The organism is Carboxylicivirga linearis (assembly GCF_018271995.1).
Taxonomy (GTDB): domain Bacteria; phylum Bacteroidota; class Bacteroidia; order Bacteroidales; family Marinilabiliaceae; genus Carboxylicivirga; species Carboxylicivirga linearis.
In genome coordinates this window covers 40,689-60,557 of sequence record NZ_JAGUCO010000010.1, presented here as the reverse complement: position 1 = coordinate 60,557, position 19,869 = coordinate 40,689, and the positions used below count along the sequence as shown (strand labels likewise).

Here is a 19,869-nt window from a genome sequence, read left to right as displayed (position 1 = left end):
TAAATGATTTTTTATCATGCCAATAAATAAAAATGCTACCTACTAAGCATAGCAGATAGCATTCAATTATATTTTATTCATTATTTTAAGTCAGGCATTTGATCACGAGTAATAACATATGATTGATTCATTGCATCAATCCACCAATTGGCATCTGCATGTTCATGTGTTGTACCAGTAAAATTATCACTATTCATATCATTGGTACGATCATAATCATACCAAGGCATAAAATATGACCATTTAGCACCCACATTCCATTGGTCTGACAGCTTAGAAATATTTCCCATCTCACTTAGAGTAACCATTTTATTCGGATAGGTATCCTGAATGGCATTAAACTGTAAATCTATATCTGAAGGATCTGAATTGTTATATATATCCCTTCCTATAATATCCACATAATCATCTCCCGGATAAAACTCATTATCCTTAGTTTGAGTAGTCCAAACCCAAATCAAGTTGTTTAACCCTCGAGATTCGAAATATTCAAACATATAAATCCACAAGTCCTTATACGTATCAGCTCCATCGGCTCCCCACCAAAACCAGGCTGTACCATTATTAAACTCATAAATATTTCCGGCTGCCTCATGAAATGGACGCCATATCAATGGAATATCATTTTCCTGTAAAAGCTTTAAGTAATCGGCTAGTTTTTCAAGATCTGCCTTTGCAATTTCATTTTCCCAGGTTCCTTCCACTAAAACATTAGAAGCTTTAAATGTGGTTTCTTCAGGTTTATATGTATAATCGTATGAAAGAGGAGCTCCTTCGTAAGGAGGCACAATCCAATGCCAATTAGCACATAGCAAACCATTATTATCCCACCAATCCTTTACTACAGTTAAATCGCTATAATCAATCCACCCTTCAGAGGCATATGGTATATGTATATAATCCATAGTGTTCATGGCTGGATATTTATCGGTATGTTGCTTCACCCATTCTGCCTCATTTATATTCCAATTTACATTGGCATGGGTCGCCGACAAAGATTTTTTACCATAGTTTTCTAATAAGAAATTATAAACGTTAACGGCCTGAGTAGATGGATTAACACAAACCGGATCTTCATCAATGTTGATAGAAACACCTTCTTCTGTTGAAAAAGTAAACTGTATGTCATCAGCCAATGGTACATCATCCATATTAATTAATGATCCTTTAGGAATAAGCACTACATAATCTTCTCCCTTTTCCAGAGTTGTATTGATTATTATCTTGGTATAAGATTCAATAACTTCTGTAGCTTCATTATTTACAGTGATATCAACATCATCCACTACATAAACAACCTCGTTAAAACTAACTTCAATTTGCGTTGATACACTTACATCCTTAGCATTATTTTCAGGAATACTACTTTTAAACACGGGTGGATTTGCACCTATTCCATTACCTTCATCATTACTGCAAGAAGTAAACATTAATACAAATCCTAAAAATCCTATCCACAATCTCGTCATGAAATATTAATTAAGAGATAGCCTTCTCAATATGAAAAGGCTATCTGAAATTTTAATTCTTGTTTTTCGTTTTGAAAAACCTATTGTTACTTGAGTGCCACTTTAGTGACAACAAAATCACCTCCATAAACACCTAATCCACCATTATTCTGGATAGAGTTTATATCATCGGCAGTTAACTTAAATGATATACTAGATGTTCCAGCGGGTATCGTAATATTTCCTTCATCTGAAGTATCTCCCGATTCTTTAGCTATTGCAATAGTTGAAGGCAAGGCAGCCCAATTACCATTTCCAATACGCATTGTGGCATAAGAATCTGCAGTATAATATACATACATGGTTTGCCCAACTTTTAATCCGCTAAAATCGTATCCACCCCATGTCAGTGTTGTAAAAGCTGTACCCCAACCAATAACTTCCGCTGAACCTTCCCAAATAGCTGTTGGTGCAGAGTAGTCAATAATCATAGAAATAGAAGATACAATAACGCCATCAGCATTAAACATTATCTTACCATCCCACCATGGATTATCATTTTCATCATGGAAGACAGAGAAATCAACATCGACATAACCTTTACTCAATTCTTCAGGAGAGAACTTAATTACATTTTTCTTGGCATCATCGGTAATAGCCCAATTAGGTCCCATTCCCCAATAACCATCCATTACTTGAAGTTCGGAATTTGCCTGTGCAACTCTGATTCGAATTTTAGCATTGGCAGGTAGTGGAACTTCAACTATATACGGTAGAGTAGCTCCTCCCCATCCTACCACTTCAAGAGGAATATCATACAGTACAGTTTCAACAAGTCCGGCACCAACTACTTCAACTTCGTAATCAACTTCTGTTGCATCACTTGATACGAGTGTCATCTTCTGAATACCGGTATTATACCCTACATTAACAAAAAGAGTGTTTCCATTAAGAATATATCCTGTACTAACGTCATTCAGTTTAACATCGGTCAGGTTTGCTCCATTGACCACAGTACATCTAAGTAAGTCTCCAATTGAAGTAGTTTCTTCGGCAAATTCATCTACTGCACAGAATGTATATGCATTGATGGACATACTTCCCAAATCAACAGTTTCATCATTATCCATCACTAGTGTAACATTTCCTGATACTGCCTCCAATGGAACAACTACTGTAAATCCATCACCTGCATCCGTAGCTTCAGCTTCAACTTCACCAAACAAAAGCATTTTTACACGATTACTCAAAGTAGATTCGATAGTAAGCTCATCCAATGGTGTGGCACTGGATGGTAGTGTGGCAACTGGCTTTGTAGTTACAAAACCCTCAACTGATACAATTGTGCCATTGTTTGTGGTTAATGTTATAGGTCCACTTTGTGCTTCTGCAGTTACTTTTAAATTTATTTTCCCTTCAGTAAGAGTTACCGGAACAGCATCTGCACCTGTAAATGCAGCTGTTGTAAATAAATCTATATCAGCACCTCCGATAACAACTGTTTCATCAATGCCGTAAGAAGCCTGCAAATCTTCAATCTCAGCAGTTGGTTCAACCAATGTGATCTCACCTGCTTCAATTTCTATGCCTGAGGGTAGTAACAATTTCACTGCACCATTTTGCGTATTGGTTGGGACGGTCACTACCAGAGCTGTTGTGCCCTGACTCACAAATTTAGTAATTACAATTTCACCCCCCATTGTAACACTGGTTACCAAATCAAGATCTGTTCCAGTAAAAGTTAAATCTTCACCTGGTTTCACAGGGTTAGGAGTCGTTTCTGAAAGTGTTGGTATCACTACTTCCAACTCATCTTCAGAATAAATTATAATTGGATCATCAGCCGCATTAGACAGAGCGATTGTACCCGATTGCGCCTCTGCAGGAACGATAAGTGTGAGTTCTTTTCTAGATTGCGAAGCAAATTGAGTACTATCAACACTTACATTCTGAGCAAAAATTACTTCTCCAACCAAATTCAAATAATCACCAGTTATAGTTAAAACACTACCCGGTTTGATTGAAGCAGGTGATAATTCCTCAATTGAAATAGGTTCATCAAAACCCAGCATCGTTTGGGTTGTTAATGTATCATCCTCCGTTGTCAATTTCACATATCCTTCAACAGCATCCTGAGGAACAATTAACTTAATGCTTGTTTCTGTGTGACTTGTAAAGTTTGCACTGGAAATTACAATATTCTCGGGCAAAACTACACTGGTTATTTTATTTAGATTTTCTCCTATAAACCTTAGTTCTGCACCTCTGGCTACCGGCATTGGACCATAGCTTAAGACATTAGCTTCGGTTGATGTATTTTCATCATCATCTTTATCACACGACACCAGAAATACACCGGAAACACTAATATACATCAGTGCCAGTAATATAGTCGTGAATTTCATCCTTATATAATTATGTTTTTTCATAATACTATTCATTACTTAATACTTATTAGGCACTATTCTAAAATTGTCAAAGGCAATATCACAATCTAAATCTCCGGCACCGTGAAATAAGACACGGGTCCAATAACCTTCAGGACGCACCTCCATGGTTGATCCATTTGCCTCATATTCAGCCACCATTTCTTCGTAAGGTATAGTAACAGTTCTCCATTCGCCACCTGTATCATAAGGTGGAGCCCATAAGTAAGCATCGTTATTTTCTGAACCCAGACCAAAATTGAACTTAATCATATTGTTACTGTATGGCAATAGCGTATTAATCTCAAATTTTAAGCTGTAAAGGGATGGCTTTAAAATTGCCTCATCAGGAATATTTTTACTAATATCTCCCATTGCGTCAGCAGGTCCTCCTGCAACTTCCAACCAATTCCAACTAGAAATAGCTCTTCTAACCCTGATATAATTTCCATTGATCAATTCAGGATCATCAGGTCCAGGATTACTCACAACAAAATCGGCATTCCACCATCCGGTAAATGGATCACTGCTAATAACAATATTGCGATCATCACGGAACATAAAAGAAGAACGCCCCGTGCCATAATCTGACCTAACAGCTATTTGCCCCGGTGTGGTTCCTTCAGGTACTATTACCTCTATTGCTTCATCCTCTACCGAAACAATTTCACCCTCGAGATTTCCGGGGAAAATTACAGATATAGGTTCGTAAAAATAATTCCCTCTTACAACAGCAAGTCCACCATCATTTACGTATTCACAATCCATGGAAATAACACTTGGCTTGTTTATGGCTACACTAAAATCGTGCGATAAGCTATTTCCATCCTTAAAGTAAAGAACAAATTGATTAGTTACTTCCTCGGGTATTTCAGTAGGAACACGAACGAGGATAGAACTATTTGTAATATAGGGTGAGGTAAGCATTGACGGAATATTATTAAATTCTATTCCAATTGCTCCGCCCAGATTTTCACCCATAATAGCAATCAGCTGCCCCTGACCTGCACTTACAATTAATGAATCAGAAGCATCGGGGTCAGTTATACGAACATAATCTATTCGTGGTGATCCTGTGTCATCATCGTTATTGCAAGCAGTATGAACCAACACTAAAGACATTGTCATCAGCGCAATAAATATATATCGAAATTTATTTTTCATCTTTCTCAATTTAAATTTCATCCTAAATTTTATTCACCTGCATAATAATCAACCGGATCAAGCGACAAGCTTGGCATACTACTTAAATCGGCAACAGGAATTGGCAAATAGAAATTACTTTCAGTCACATTAATACTTCTGTTAGAATCCCATGAGGTTTTAACAAAGGTCCAGCTATTAGGATTAGGAAAAGCATCAGGATAGACAGCAAACAATCCTCTGTCCTGATTATTCAAGATATTAAGAGCTCTCTCTTTATCGTAATAAAAGATGTTGCTTAGATCATACATCAGCATACTTTCCATGGCAAATTCCAAGGTACGCTCATTAAACAGATCCTCAACTGTATAATAAGACCTATCACCCTCATTATCTGATAGATTATTTAATCCTGCTCTTCGTCTAATAGTATTTACATACTCTAAAGCAGTTGCATCAGATGATTGATTGCTATTTCCCAATACAGCCTCAGCATATATCAAATACATTTCTGCCAACCTTAACATATATATATTGTTAGGATAATGTTGAGAAGAAGCACCTTCTGCAATATCAACATTTTTACCACAGATATATTTTTTAGTACAGACAAAACTTAAATCGGCCGTATTATTAGGATAGATACATTCACGTTGTCCTTGAGTTCCGTCCTCCATTGTATAATCTTGTGTGATCTCAGGGTAATGAGCTCCAGGCAACATAAAAGTATTATACAAACGAGTATCTATAGTGGCTCCTCGTATAGAATCTCCAGTAGTACCAATTGGATTAATGCCTTCATATTTATTTAATAACCACCAGGTTGCCGACTTATTTCCTCCCCAACCGTCACCGTTTGCAATATCGGAGCTATAAGCCAGGTAAGCTGGCACTGAATTACTGGCTCCCCATGTAGTTGAAAAAACCCATTGAAGCTCAAATAACGATTCGTTGTTATTATCATATGGATACAAAAACAACGAGCGATAATCATCCAGCAATGACTTACCACTATACTCAATTACATGCTGGGCATAATATTTAGCACTATCCAAATAGGTTTGATTACGAACACCTCCATCTGCTTCTACACCAGCTCTAGATAAATAGAAACGCGCTAACATTCCTTCAGCTGAATATTTAGTTATACGACCCGTAGCGTATGGTTCTTCCGGCAAATCATCAATTATTGCACGCATTTCAGTAGTTAAGAACCTCCATATACTAGAAGGTGTATTACGTCTGATATCCGTAGAGTTCATAATGGCAATATTATCTTCTATAATTGGAACTGCTCCCCAGGCTAACACCAGGTTACGATATGCACAGGCTCTCATAAAACGTGCTTCGGCAATCGCATATTTTTTAATATCGTCGGTAACGGCATCAGTTGCGTATGCATTTACATTACGAATTGCCAGGTTTGCCTGCTGTACAACAGTAAAAAAAGCATTCCACGCAGCAATTAAGCTCTGATTATTGCCCGAAGCATTGAATTCTACAAATTCACGATCGTTCCAGGGATCAAATATAACCCCGCTTCTCATATCGCCAATTGAGTATGAAGCCTTATCATTATAATCGAACCACATACGGCTATATAATGGAGCAATAGCTGCCATCACTTCTTCATTTGTTTTATAGAAATCAGCATCGGTTAAAGCATCTTCCGGAGGTCTTACCAGGTAATCTTCCGAACAATTGGTAAGAGCAAACATTGTAAAAAGGCTCAACAGCCATGTATATTTAATTATTTTCATAATATCTGATCATCAAAAGTTTACCAATAAATTAAACGTATACGTAGGTGTTAAAGGATAACGCCCTGTATCAATCCCAATAGCCTGATTTGCACTGGATGCATTACTTCCCACGTACGATCCAACTTCAGGATCATAACCTGTATAATTAGTGAAAGTGTAAAGGTTTTGAGCACTCACGGCCATTCTCAAATTTTTAATAAAACGTGTTCTATTAAGGAATGCCTGAGGAACCGTATAACCCAAGGTTATATTCTTAAGTTTAATGTATGAACCATCTTCTACCCAACGACTTGAGAAACGATCCCAGTTTCCATTTGGACCATATGATATACGAGGCAGATCAGTATCTGAATTAGTAATAACTACGTCACCGGCTTCATTAGTACCAATTCTTGCAAAGTCTATCGCATCAGCCATTAAGTTTCTACCCAGGTTAATTTGCGAAGGATTAGAATTAATCATTTTGACGTAGTTATAAATATCATTTCCATAATTAAATGTAAACAATACACTTAAGTCAAAATCTTTATATCGAAAATTATTGGTAAAACCACCAAAAAACTTAGGCCATGGATTTCCTATAAAAGTCATATCATTTTCATCAATAACACCTTCTGCACCACCTTCTCCTGAGATATTCTTATATTTTACATCACCTACCCAAACTCCATCTTCACTAATCTCTAATCGGCTGCCATCTGAAGCTGTTGGAATGGAGCTGTTATAAATTTCATCAACGGATTGAAATAATCCTTCATACTCGTATCCCATAAACATCCATGGTGAGTATCCAACCGCAGTACGTTGCGTCCAGTTATTCATCCACCAGGAAGTACGATCGAAAAATCCTAATTCACTATTTAAGCCCTCAACTTTTGTATTTACTCCTGAGATATTGAAGTTCATATCCCATGTAAAATCAGCTGTTTGAATATTGGTTGATATAAAAGTGAATCCCCAACCTTTGTTACTAATTTTTCCTGAATTTACTGTTGGAGGTCCTGCTCCACCATTACCAGCTCCTCCCATAAAACCAGGTTGACTGGCATCAAAAATCAGGTTATTAGTCTTTTTCTCATATATATCAGCATCAATTTGAATCCGATTATTGAATAAATGAATATTTATACCCAAGTTGTTAGTCATTGTTTCTTCCCATTGCAAATCAGGATTGGCTATTTTACCAGGTGAAAAACCAGTTCCCCACTCTGTTGCCGTTGTAGACAGTGGTGCATATATGCCAGCACTCCATCCTGAGTTACCTGTTAAACCTGTTTCAAAACGAAGTTTTAACTCATTCATGAATGATAGGTTATACCAACTTTCTTTACTAATCCTCCATGCTGCTGAACCTGCAGGGAAATACCCCCATCTATTATTGGATCCAAAGTTGGAAGAACCATCACCACGTATAGATCCTTGAAGTATATATTTTTCTTTATAATTGTAATTCAACCTTAATAAGTATGATTCCATAGCCCAAGAATTACTTCCACCACTGGCAACTGAAGTACTTTCATCTCCGGCATTTAAATCCATGATATCATTAGTAAGAAAGCCTTCCCTGTATCCTGTATTTTGTTTCCAGGTACCTTCTTTGTATTCATGTAAAGCAATAGCATCTATAAAGTGATCTCCAAAGGTTTTGTTATATGCCAGTTGTTGATCCCAGCTATAAAATGTACTTACACCAGTAAAATCATTAAAAGTAGCTCTATCATTTACATACCATCCAATCTTCATTTTTGGATTAAAATAGATTGCGTTTTGTGTATTGTAACTACCATTTACCGATGTTTTAAAAACAAGACCATCCACAATGTCTGCTTCCAGATTAAATCCTCCATTCAACTCTCTTCTCACATTTTCGTTTGTTCTTAAGCTAGCAATAGCAATTGGGTTGATTGGTGCGAACTGATTGGATCCTTCATCGTTTTCAAAACCACCCCAACTTCCATCGATATTTTTAACCGGCACTTGAGGTGTATTTTGCAACGCATTACTGATTACACCTTCAGATGTGGTAGTCAAGGTTTCCCTTATTTGCCTGAAGTTAGCTGTCTCACGCATACGAAGCCATTTTCTTGGCTCTTGGGAAGTATTAATACGAAGGTTATACCGCTTAAACTCAGATCCTGTTGCTACGCCTTCCTGATCAAGTATTTCACCGGAAATGTAATAAGTAGAAATCTCTCCTGCACCGCTCACACTAATCTGATGTTTTTGCATCGGAGCATTTTGAAAAAGTTCACTTTGCCAATCAGTACCGGAACCTAAAATTGAGGGATCCAAAAATTCTTCGGGAGTTGTACCTCCTGCTATATCGTGAAACTCTTTATTCATTTGAGCATATTGTCTCAGGTCCATTACATCTAAATGCTGTGGCGTTGCCTGAACCGAGTACGAAAAATTATACGATATATCCGCATCACCTTTTCTACCTCTTTTGGTAGTGATGATTACAACACCATTAGTAGCTCTTGATCCATATACAGCCGTTGCAGAAGGTCCTTGCAAAATCTGAATATCTTCAATATCTGATGGATTGATACCTGCCATCGGATTGGTAGAACTAGTACTACCATAGCTTACAGAACCTCCTTCAACCTGAAGTCCATCAATTACATATAATGGTTCGGTGGAACCATTAATTGTACTAACCCCTCTAATCACCATTGACATTCCTCCACCGGGTTGGCCTGAGTTTTGAGTGACATAAACTCCAGCCGCCCTACCCTGAATAGCTTGTTCCATGGTAGTATTAACCGTTTTTTCCATTTGCTCAGTAGTTACCCCAACCTGAGCTGTTGTTAGATTCGTCTTCTTTGCCGAACCATATCCAACCTTTACAATTTCATTAAGAAATTCAACTTCAGGAACCATGCTAACATGTAGTTCTGTTTTGTTAGCTACATCAAGAACCTGATCTTTAAACCCAATAAAAGAAAAGACCAGCTTCACACCTTCCTGCGGAACAGTCAAAGAAAAGACACCATCCACATCTGAAATGGTTCCTTGTGATGTTCCTTCAATAATAATGGATACACCAGGTAAGGGATCACCGGTATCATCCTTCACTGTTCCGGTTATTGTCTTGGTTTGGCCATAAATTATATGAACCATAAGCAACATGACAATAATGGTCAGAAATCGCAGATTTACATTCATAAGATTTGTTTTAGATTAACTGATTATTGTTAGTTATTGTATTTTCAACACTAAGCTTGATTAACAAATTTATACATTTTTTTCTTATTAATTAACTTTTAGATAAGATTTTTTTATCCTGATTTAATTACCCAGTCCACCTACAATAGAGCCACCAAGCTATTCGTTTATATAGTACAATAAGAAAAACACCGTCAAAAAAAACACCACTTAAAGATCATTATAACAAGTACTAATTAACACTACAAACAAATCAGCATCAATCAAACAAGGGATACCAAGCAGTAGACACATTGAAACAATTATTGGAATCTTTCATCATCGAATTACTCTAAGAACAGATCTATTAACACTTATTACTTCATAAATAAGTGTCCAAATAACAAGTTGTATTATAATAAATATAATATTCCTTTTCTATCGAATTTTAGAGCCATGATATATCTTACTTTTTCATCAATTAGCTCAATCTCTGAGGTAGAATAATGAAAAAGTTTATCCTATTATCTTGAAGAATTAGAATAAAACAAGCAAGGATGCCATAGAGACATCCTTGTTATATTCATACATTAAGAATTACATTAGTCAAATAATGTTGCTTTTAAAGCATTTAATTTAATTCCCTCAGGAGAGTTCATAACATCGTCTCCCCAGTTGGTTAAAGATTTCCAATCTTCTCTTGAAACGATATCTAACCATTGATTAGCCTCGTTGTTACCTGTCCACGACCATGGCAAATAGCCTATTTGAAGATTCTGACATTCCTCAAGCAAAACCTCATGATTAACCTTACAAGCTAAATTATTATCTCCCTCATTAAAATTGTATCCAAACTCACCTATTATTAAAGGAAGCTTTAATTGTTTCACTTTTCTAAGATTTGATCTAATTTTCTCAACATCATTCCATGAGCCATACATATGAACAGAAAACAGTATATTATGCATGGGATCTGCATCATTTAGATCCTTACCATAAGTAATTATTGGAGAGATATTCTGCCCCCAACCAGAAGCATCTATTACTAAAGTTGTTCGATATCCGGCATCACGCATCTTCTGAATTGCTTTTAAATATGAATCACGCCAATATTCATCAGTCATAGTATGATCACCCCATTCATTGGCTATGTTTAGCAACAAATATTGCTCATACTTGATAATTATATTTTTCATTTGGTCGCTTGTATAATAGTCCACCATCTCTAACAGTTTAGTTTCTGTTGAATCTCCGGTGGCATTATGCAACTCAACCATAGGAATCATTTGTAAGTCAACACATCGTGCAACTACTTTTTCTAACTCCGATGCCTCCTTCCCTGATTCCCAAACGATTCTAACACAATTCACATTGTATTTAGTCAATTCATTCAAAGCCTCATATGATTGATCAGGAAACCAGGCATGCGGCACATTCATCCCTCTAATTACAAATTCCTGTCCGTTAGCATCCAACAACTTTCCATCATTGACAGTGAAAAACTCTTTTTGAGTAGAGGTGTCACAACCAATAAAAAACAGTAAAACAAATGAAATAAACCAATAACGTTTTGAGACTTTCATATATTCATAAAAAAAAGAAGAAAACCATTTATTTAACCAATTGCAAATGCATTAATTCAATATCATCAGACGAGATCAAATCAACATCTCTCATTTCTACCGAATACTTCACTCCGGGAAGCATGTTGAAATAATTATCTGACAACTCAAACTGCTGACCTTTACCTTTTATATACAAGCTAAATACCATCTTATCAGCCGTTAAATCAAGATAAGTTCTATCACCTTCTTTACGAATTTCTTTTTTAATGGTAGCCTCAGCAAGTTGCATAAACTTTGGCTTAACTATGCTTGAAATATTATCAGCTAAAACTTTTTCATCTTGCTTTACAACCATATACAATACAACATCTTCCTTTTTAGCCCCTTTCAATAAAGCTTCATAACCAAATGATTTTATCAAAAAAGACGTATTGGGAGCCATTTCTACTTCTTTATTAAACGACGAAACAACTTCACCATCTAACTTCATAACAGTAAGTGATAAATTAACCTTTTGGGGTTGATGAAAATCTGAAACCAAATAAAGATCCACTCCTTCTTTTTGAACATCTGCCGAAACTAAAACAGGTTCATAGCCTCTTTTTACAGCATAATGCATGGCTTTCCACTTATGATAATAGTCGGTACTGCTCCAACTGGCTACCGGCCAACAATCGTTTATTTGCCAAAATAAAGTACCCATACAATAAGGCATTTCGCGACGATGTGCTTCTATAGCCATTTTAGCTGCACGAGCCTGTAAAACATGACTCATATACAAAAACTGCTCAAAATCATCAGGGACTACTTTATACTCCCAACCCATATATTCTTTTATACGAAGATTTCCAATACCACTTCGTTGATGAGCAGCCATCACTTCCGACTCAATATCATAATCTTCAGGAATAGCATAAGTTTGTACAGTTTCAAAATCGGGAAATGATTGAAATCCATACTCACTTATAAATCTTGATTTATACTTTTTAAAATCTTCGAATGGGTGCAATCCATGCCATACACCCCAATAATGCATATCACCCGAAGTACTTTTGTATCCGGCATGCTCTTTAGGTTCGTAACCCGCTTGAGGTGATGATGGCCAATAAGCTATATCTGAATTCTTGTCCGCAATAACATTGGGGAGAATCTTATGAAATACATCAAAATACGCTTCCTGCATTTCTTCCTGCTGCTCCTTGGTATATTTTTGTTTCCAGCCCCATCCGCCTTTTCCATAATAATGCCAGGCAGTATTTATTTCGTTATTACCACACCACAAAGCGATTGAAGGGTGATTTCTTAAACGTGTTACATTATCAATTGCTTCTTGTTTTACATTATCTAAGAATTCCTGATCGCCAGGATACATAGAGCACGCGAACATAAAATCCTGCCAAATTAGAATACCATTCTTATCACATAAATCATAGAAATAATCATCTTCATAAACACCACCACCCCATACGCGAAGCATATTCATGTTAGCATCAACAGCATCAGCAACTACTTTTTGATAATCTTCTTTGCTTACACGAGGCAAAAAATTATCATTTGGAATATAATTAGCTCCTTTTGCAAAAACTCGTAATCCGTTTAACTCAAATAAAAAAGATTCTCCTTTCTCATCTTTTTCACGAATAAGTTTAACAGAACGAATACCGGTTGATACTTTCTTACCTGCAAGTAAGGTACTACCCTTTTTAATTCGTACTTCAAAATCGTACATATGAGCATCTCCCAAACCATTACTCCACCAAAGTTTAGGATTTTTAATTTCAAAAGGAATCATTATCTCATTACTTCCTAATTGTAATTCAGCTTCGCGACTCACCAACATAGTTTGATCGGAATTATTGTACAATTCAATTTGCACCTCACCTTTCATTTCTGCATCAATATCAACCAAAGCCTGCAGCTTTGCTTTTTGAGCAGTTATCGAAGGCTGCTTAATATACAACGATCTAACACGCGCATCATTCCATGCCTGCAACTCAATGGGACGCCAAATACCTGAAGTCACAAATCGAGGTCCCCAGTCCCATCCGTAATGATAACCCGCTTTACGTGTAAAAACAGAAATTTTCTTATCACCTAACTCTCCATTTTCTGATTGATCGTTGGGTGCCGGATACGAATAATCAGCTTCTTCATACAACTCCAATCCTTTTTTTACTGGTGAATGCAAATATACTTTCAGATTGTTTTCACCTACCTTAGCAAATTTCTTAATATCCACCTCCCACTGACGATGCATATTAAAAGCTTTTAGTAATAAAGAATCATTCAAATAGACATCGGCATAAGTATCTAAACCATAAAAATGCAATACAATCCTATCGCGCGACAATGTTTCATCATCAAGATGAAACATTGTTTGATACACCCAATCTTCCTTATCTATCCATTGTAGCTTTTTTTCGTTGGTTCGATAAAAGGGATCTTCAATCTGACCATTGTTCAGCAAATCGGTATGAATGGTTCCGGGTACAGTTGCTTTACCCGAATATTTGCCATTTACCTGCTGATAAGTCCAGCCTTTATTTATTTGTTTAACAACCATTGTTTCTGATTGAGGTTGCTGACATGCGTTAAGTATTCCTAAAGCACATAAAGAAGCAACTATTAATTTTTTCATAATATTTTGGATTTAAGAACCTAATCATTTTTAATTCTATCTTTCATCTAGGTCTTTCTTTACTTTTGCCATATACGGCTCATTTAGCTTATACATCCATAAAAATACCACAGACAACCCTGCAGCAATGGCAGGCACAAAACTCATCATTATTCGAATACCTGACTGAGACTCTGCTGTAACCTCATTAGGCGTATATCCAAAAGAAGCAAGAATATACCCCGTTAATGCAATACCAATTGTACTTCCAAACTTTTGTGACATAGAAATTGATGAAAAAATTAAACCAGTAGCTCGACGCCCTGTTTTCCATTCAGAATAATCCGCAATATCACCAAACATCGCAAGCATCAATGGAATTGGTAAGCCCGCGGCAACACCGACAAATATTTGCAATAGAAGCAAAACATAAAGACTACCCGGAGCAACCGGATAGTACATTAAACTAGCCACTAAGGAGATCAACATAAAAATGGTATAGGCTTTTTTCTTCCCTATTGTTTTCGCCATCCAAGTAGCCATAAAAACCCCCAGAATATTAGCACCTGTCCATACAGGAACCAGAATGCCTGTCAATACTTTATAATCAAGATGCATTGATTTACCAAAAAACATTACATCTTGACCTCCAAAATAATACTTCAAATAGTAAACCGCTGCACCTTCTCTAAGTTGATTAAAGATGACTGTAAAGACACCTACAGCTAACATCACAAACCACTCTTTATTTTTCAACAAATCCTTTAAATCATCTTTTAAGGTTGATTGCCGTTCTTGTTTTGGCTGTACACGTTCTTTTGTCCAAAAGAATGTAATTAAGAAAAAAACTATTGACAAAATTGCAAAAACTCCAACTGCCAACTGCCATCCAAGTGGTTCATTATCTCCACCTAATACACCTGCCATTTTTAACAACAAACCTTGCACTAGTATTCCACCTCCAAAAGCAAAAGCATAACGATACGAAGCCAAAGAGGTCCTCTCAACAGAGTCAGATGTCATCACCCCAATTAAGGATGAATAAGGTACATTAATAGCAGTATATATCATCATCAACAAAGAATAACTGATATAAGCATATATCAACTTACCTCCATCAGTAATATCAGGACTTGTAAAAGTAGCAACTCCAACAACTGCCAATGGGACTGAAAACCAAAGCATATAAGGCCTGAACTTCCCCCATTTCGTCTTTGTACGATCTGCAATCGCCCCCATAATTAAATCATTAAAAGCATCCCAAAGACGGGTGATTAGTATCATAGTACCAGCTGCCGCAGCTGAAATACCAAAAACATCAGTATAAAAGAATATTAAAAAAGTTGTAAACAACTTGTAATAAATTGATGAGGCGGCATCGCCAAAACCATATCCAATTTTTTCTCTTAAGGTAACTTTATCAGTCATAAAAAAGTTTGTTAGCATAAAGGGTGAAGCCCCTGCATTAAGCAGAGGCCATTATTTTTTGTTCTTAAATGTAGTACTTAATCATTCAAAAGACCCATAAAATCTTTGTTCTTATCGATTAACTCATTAATAGTTTCAACACTTAAATGCGAATGCAATTTATCTTCTGGCGTATTCAAACAATAATCAACCAACTGATCAATAGTGGTTGTAGCCACATGCATGCGAGTATCGGACGATGCATAATAGATGAACACTTTTCCGTCTTCATCAGCAATCCATCCATTGGCAAAAACAACATTGGATACATCACCCACACGCTCATCTTTCAATGGAGAAATAAAATGACCGTTAGGTTTATGAGTTACAATCCATGGTTTTTCCAAATCCGTCATAAACACATACAAGGTATAACGTAAACCAGCAGCAGTATTACGAACACCATGTGCCAATTGCAACCAACCATGTTCTGTTTTGATAGGAGCAGGCCCCAAACCATTCTTCACTTCATAAATGGTATGATAAGTTTTAGCATCCACAATCACCTCTTCTTTCACCTCTGCATTTTCAATGGTTTCTGATAAGCCAAAACCAATACCACCACCTTTACCGGTATCGATAAACCCATCTTGCGGACGAGTGTAAAATGCGTATTTACCATCAATCAAATGAGGGAATAATACCACATTACGTTGCTGACCTGTGGTTGATATTAAATCAGGAAGACGCTCCCACTCTACTAAATCTTTAGTGCGAGCAATTCCAGCTGCTGCTACAGCACTACTGGTATCTCCATCAGGAGCATCCGGATCTTTACGTTCGGTGCAGAAAACGCCATAAATCCAACCATCGTCGTGTTGTGTTAAGCGCATATCGTAAACATTAGTATCAAACTCATTGGTTTGAGGCAATGTAATAGGCTTATCCCAAAACTTAAATCCATCGATACCGTTGTCACTTTCAGCTACTGCAAAAAACGATTTACGATCATTCCCTTCGGTACGAACAACCATCAAATATTTATCGTTCAACTTGATAGCTCCAGCATTAAAAGCTGCATTAAAACCAATGCGTTCCATAAAATATGGATTGGTTTCTTTGTTTAAATCAAAACGCCAATGCAAAGGCACATGATTACGTGTAATTACCGGATATTTATATCGTGTATATATTCCATTCTCACTGAACAAAGCTTTGTTAGGTTTATTAATAACCTTACGATGCTTTTTCTTGACTTTTTCTAGTCTTGATTCAAAAATATCTTCTTTCATACCTTTTATAATTCTTTCTTATTGATTTACTCACTCTATTTTTTCTCCAATGCCACAAGATCATTCAATAACCAAATATGATCCTGATTCAATAACTCTTTTGCATATTTTGCACCCGGATGCCCTGGATAAGGAAAAAAGAAATGGACATCCGGATCATTTCTCCAAACCATTGCATAACTAATATTAGCAGCTACTTTATCATCATTTAAAACCACACCTAGCTTTTGCACATACCAGGTTGAATCGGCAACATTCTCAATTCCGGATTCTGTTAAGGCAGATATTTTCCCATTCTGGTTGGCATAATCAATTACAATATGAAGCTTGTTAATTGCAGCTTGCACATCACCTCCAACACGTAAATCATAATAATTATCAACACCAACAACATCTATGTATTCATCTCCCGGATACCAGGTTAAATACTGATTGAGCGAAGTAAAGCTGCAATCAGGCGAATAGGCTACCACCATTTGATCAACACCCTTTTCATTTCTCAGGTAATCAATGGTAAATTGGAAAAGTTGTTTAAATTCATCTGGAGTACAACTTTTACTGCCCCACCAAAACCAACCTCCATCCATCTCATGCCACGGACGGAAAATAAATGGTATTTTCTCACCATTTTCGGTTTTAATAGAATTAAGAAAATCAGCTATTTTATCTAATTGATGTACAAATGCCTCATGCTTATCTCCACCAGGAATAATGTACTTAACAACAGTTGTATCAGTATTCCACGAGTTTTCACCATTAACTACCGAATAAGGATGCCAACTAAAAGAGTTAATTCCACCTTTTTGATAGGCAGTTAAAGCCAGGCGACGCATTGTATCAAATGGAACACTATCGAGATTAACAGCATCACCTCGTTCCAAGCCTCCCAACTCCCAACCAAACAAAGCCGGATAGTCGCCTGCCACGCGCTTTACATCCGATTGACCATCGACGTATTTCCAGTTGATACCATAGGCCAAATCATCCTGATGACCAAAAAGAATACCTTTTCCTTTTACTGATCTCAAAACGTCAATCAGCTGTTCTTTTCCAGATAATTCTTTACTTTTCTGATTATTACATGCAGAAAATAAACCGACAATTATTAAAGCATAACTTATTCTATAAATACATTTCATCATAACCGATTCAGAAAGCTTATTTAATTACATAAGCAAAATTAGTTCGGCACCAACATCGTTACAAGTATTTTTAGATCACTCACAAATACTATTTTATCAATCATAAATTAACCACAGTAACACCATCCAGAGCCAACAACACCTATTACTACACTGATTTTTGGCATTATAAATACTATAAAAGTCATTCTTATATTATTTTCAAAATTGATTAATAGCGCGATTTACCTCGTAAAATTACATATCAATTGTACTATTTTATCACTTCTATTATATTTGCATCAAATCCTAAGGCTATGACAAATCAAATTCATCGTGAAATAACACCTCTTAAAGAGAACGATTGCTTCTTAATATTTGACAGAGAACGAGAATTTTTCAACTTCCCAATCCATTTTCATCCTGAATTTGAAATCAACTATATACACAATGCCAAAGGAGGAAAAAGAATTGTTGGGGATCATATAGGCGAGATTGAAGAAAAAGAATTGGTGATGGTGGGACCTAATTTATATCATGGATGGGAAAACTTTAAAAATAATGGCGATAAATCACTACATGAGATTACGATTCAATTTCCACGAGAACTATTTAACGAAGAAACCTTAAATCGTAACCTTCTACAACCCATTAGAGAATTATTAAATAATGCCTACCGGGGAATTTTATTTTCGAGCGAAACCATTAGAATGATTGAACCACGGTTACAAAGATTAAGTCAGAAAAGAGGTTTTGACAGCTTTCTTGAGTTTCAATCTCTGTTATATGATTTAGCCATATCTCGCGACCAGCAATTACTAACGAACATGTCCTTTCAACGTCAGAATGATTTTCATAACAGCGAACGAATTGAAGCCATATATGGATTTGTAAAAGAAAACTTTGGTAAGAAGATAAAACTGGAAGACGCAGCCAACCAGGTTAATATGACAGTTGTATCTTTCAGCCGCCTAATTAAACAGCGCACAGGCAAATCGTTTGTTGACTTTGTAAACGAAATACGACTTGGCTATGCAACACGCCTGCTAATTGAAAGCAATAAAAGTATCGGTGAAATTTGTTTCGAATGTGGCTTTAACAACATTTCAAACTTCAATCGCATTTTCAAAAAGCGCCAAAGCTGCACTCCTTCCGAATTCAGAACTAATTTTACGGGTACAAAAAGTGTTTTTTAGCAAAAGGAGGTTACCAAATGTTATGGCAACCTCCTGACTCAACAACAATTAACCCATTCGCTGAGAATTTATTTGTTAATTATGATTCTTATTCAAATAAGCTTTGCTGCACTTGTGAAATATCTTGATATTCAACATCTGCTGGTGGAGTAAAACGACTAGAAGCAACGTTTACATCTTCATCAAACAAAGTTGCTACTTCATTACTTTCGATACCCATTATTTTTGCCTCCGACTTCAATACCACTCCTTTATATATCCATATTTTAGCACCCATTACTGATAATATTTCACATGAATGACCTAAAAATGTTTCAGTCCCTAATTTTTCACCGCCTAAAGCATCCATTATTTGCTGCTCTAATTGTTTTGCCTCTTCTTCTGTCATATCCTCAGCAATGGATTTAGCCATTTCCTGCGTTTCCGAAACTCCTTTTTGCCCCGTGCCCTCTATTACATTTACCGACCAAAATTGATCGCCAACCATAACGGTTATGGTATGCACCTCTTCACGATTTTTCATACCAAACATTTTCACCTCGGTAACTGCTTTTATCTCTTCATAGGTTTTATCTCCGTAATCATCCCACCAAACACTTTTTGTACCTGTTGTATTTCCAGATAAAGTATATTGGACATGCCCCGATTTTACAGCATATTTTTCCGGATTAATTTGAGCATTCATAGCAATCGAACATCCCAATAAAATAACAACCAGTATATTTTTAAACCTTTTCATTGCTC

General features: G+C 36.4%; 12 protein-coding genes. 1 reads left to right on the top strand and 11 read right to left on the bottom strand.

Annotated elements, in window-relative coordinates; translation table 11 throughout:
- Positions 1-80 precede the first annotated feature (80 nt).
- The 10 genes from KEM10_RS13795 to KEM10_RS13750 all read right to left on the bottom strand — a co-directional run bounded on the left by KEM10_RS13795 (position 81) and on the right by KEM10_RS13750 (position 17,950).
- A complete protein-coding gene (locus tag KEM10_RS13795; RefSeq protein ID WP_212216607.1) occupies positions 81-1,469 on the bottom strand; it encodes a glycosyl hydrolase in 1,389 nt (462 codons plus the stop codon).
- Between the two features lie 86 nt (positions 1,470-1,555).
- Entirely contained in the window at positions 1,556-3,853 is a 2,298-nt protein-coding gene (locus KEM10_RS13790) for a hypothetical protein (protein ID WP_212216606.1), read from the bottom strand.
- 39 nt (positions 3,854-3,892) lie between these two features.
- Positions 3,893-5,038, bottom strand: coding sequence for a glycan-binding surface protein (locus tag KEM10_RS13785; RefSeq protein ID WP_212216605.1), 1,146 nt, complete (start codon positions 5,036-5,038; stop codon positions 3,893-3,895).
- A 29-nt stretch (positions 5,039-5,067) separates the two neighbouring features.
- The gene (locus tag KEM10_RS13780) at positions 5,068-6,777 is read right to left on the bottom strand and encodes a RagB/SusD family nutrient uptake outer membrane protein (RefSeq protein ID WP_212216604.1); all 1,710 of its coding nucleotides are present in this window, start codon (positions 6,775-6,777) and stop codon (positions 5,068-5,070) included.
- A 12-nt stretch (positions 6,778-6,789) separates the two neighbouring features.
- The gene (locus tag KEM10_RS13775) at positions 6,790-9,948 is read right to left on the bottom strand and encodes a SusC/RagA family TonB-linked outer membrane protein (protein WP_212216603.1); all 3,159 of its coding nucleotides are present in this window, start codon (positions 9,946-9,948) and stop codon (positions 6,790-6,792) included.
- Positions 9,949-10,529: 581 nt separating this feature from the next.
- A complete protein-coding gene (locus KEM10_RS13770; RefSeq protein ID WP_212216602.1) occupies positions 10,530-11,510 on the bottom strand; it encodes a cellulase family glycosylhydrolase in 981 nt (326 codons plus the stop codon).
- 28 nt (positions 11,511-11,538) lie between these two features.
- Positions 11,539-14,130: a beta-mannosidase gene (locus KEM10_RS13765; RefSeq protein WP_212216601.1), complete on the bottom strand. Its 2,592-nt coding sequence runs from the start codon at positions 14,128-14,130 to the stop codon at positions 11,539-11,541.
- Positions 14,131-14,166: 36 nt separating this feature from the next.
- Positions 14,167-15,537 carry an MFS transporter gene (locus KEM10_RS13760; RefSeq protein WP_212216600.1) on the bottom strand — a complete coding sequence of 457 codons (1,371 nt, stop codon included), beginning with the start codon at positions 15,535-15,537 and terminating at the stop codon, positions 14,167-14,169.
- 77 nt (positions 15,538-15,614) lie between these two features.
- Positions 15,615-16,808, bottom strand: a complete 1,194-nt coding sequence (locus KEM10_RS13755) for a glycoside hydrolase family 130 protein (protein WP_212216599.1) — start codon at positions 16,806-16,808, stop codon at positions 15,615-15,617.
- A 35-nt stretch (positions 16,809-16,843) separates the two neighbouring features.
- Positions 16,844-17,950: a glycoside hydrolase family 26 protein gene (locus KEM10_RS13750; RefSeq protein WP_212216598.1), complete on the bottom strand. Its 1,107-nt coding sequence runs from the start codon at positions 17,948-17,950 to the stop codon at positions 16,844-16,846.
- Positions 17,951-18,246: 296 nt separating this feature from the next.
- Here KEM10_RS13750 and KEM10_RS13745 point away from each other — a divergent pair, with 296 nt between their 5' ends.
- Positions 18,247-19,125 carry an AraC family transcriptional regulator gene (locus KEM10_RS13745; RefSeq protein WP_212216597.1) on the top strand — a complete coding sequence of 293 codons (879 nt, stop codon included), beginning with the start codon at positions 18,247-18,249 and terminating at the stop codon, positions 19,123-19,125.
- Between the two features lie 88 nt (positions 19,126-19,213).
- On the opposite strand, the gene KEM10_RS13740 is transcribed toward KEM10_RS13745, so the two are convergent.
- Complete coding sequence (locus tag KEM10_RS13740; protein ID WP_212216596.1) at positions 19,214-19,864, bottom strand: hypothetical protein; 651 nt, start codon at positions 19,862-19,864, stop codon at positions 19,214-19,216.
- Positions 19,865-19,869: the final 5 nt, after the last annotated feature.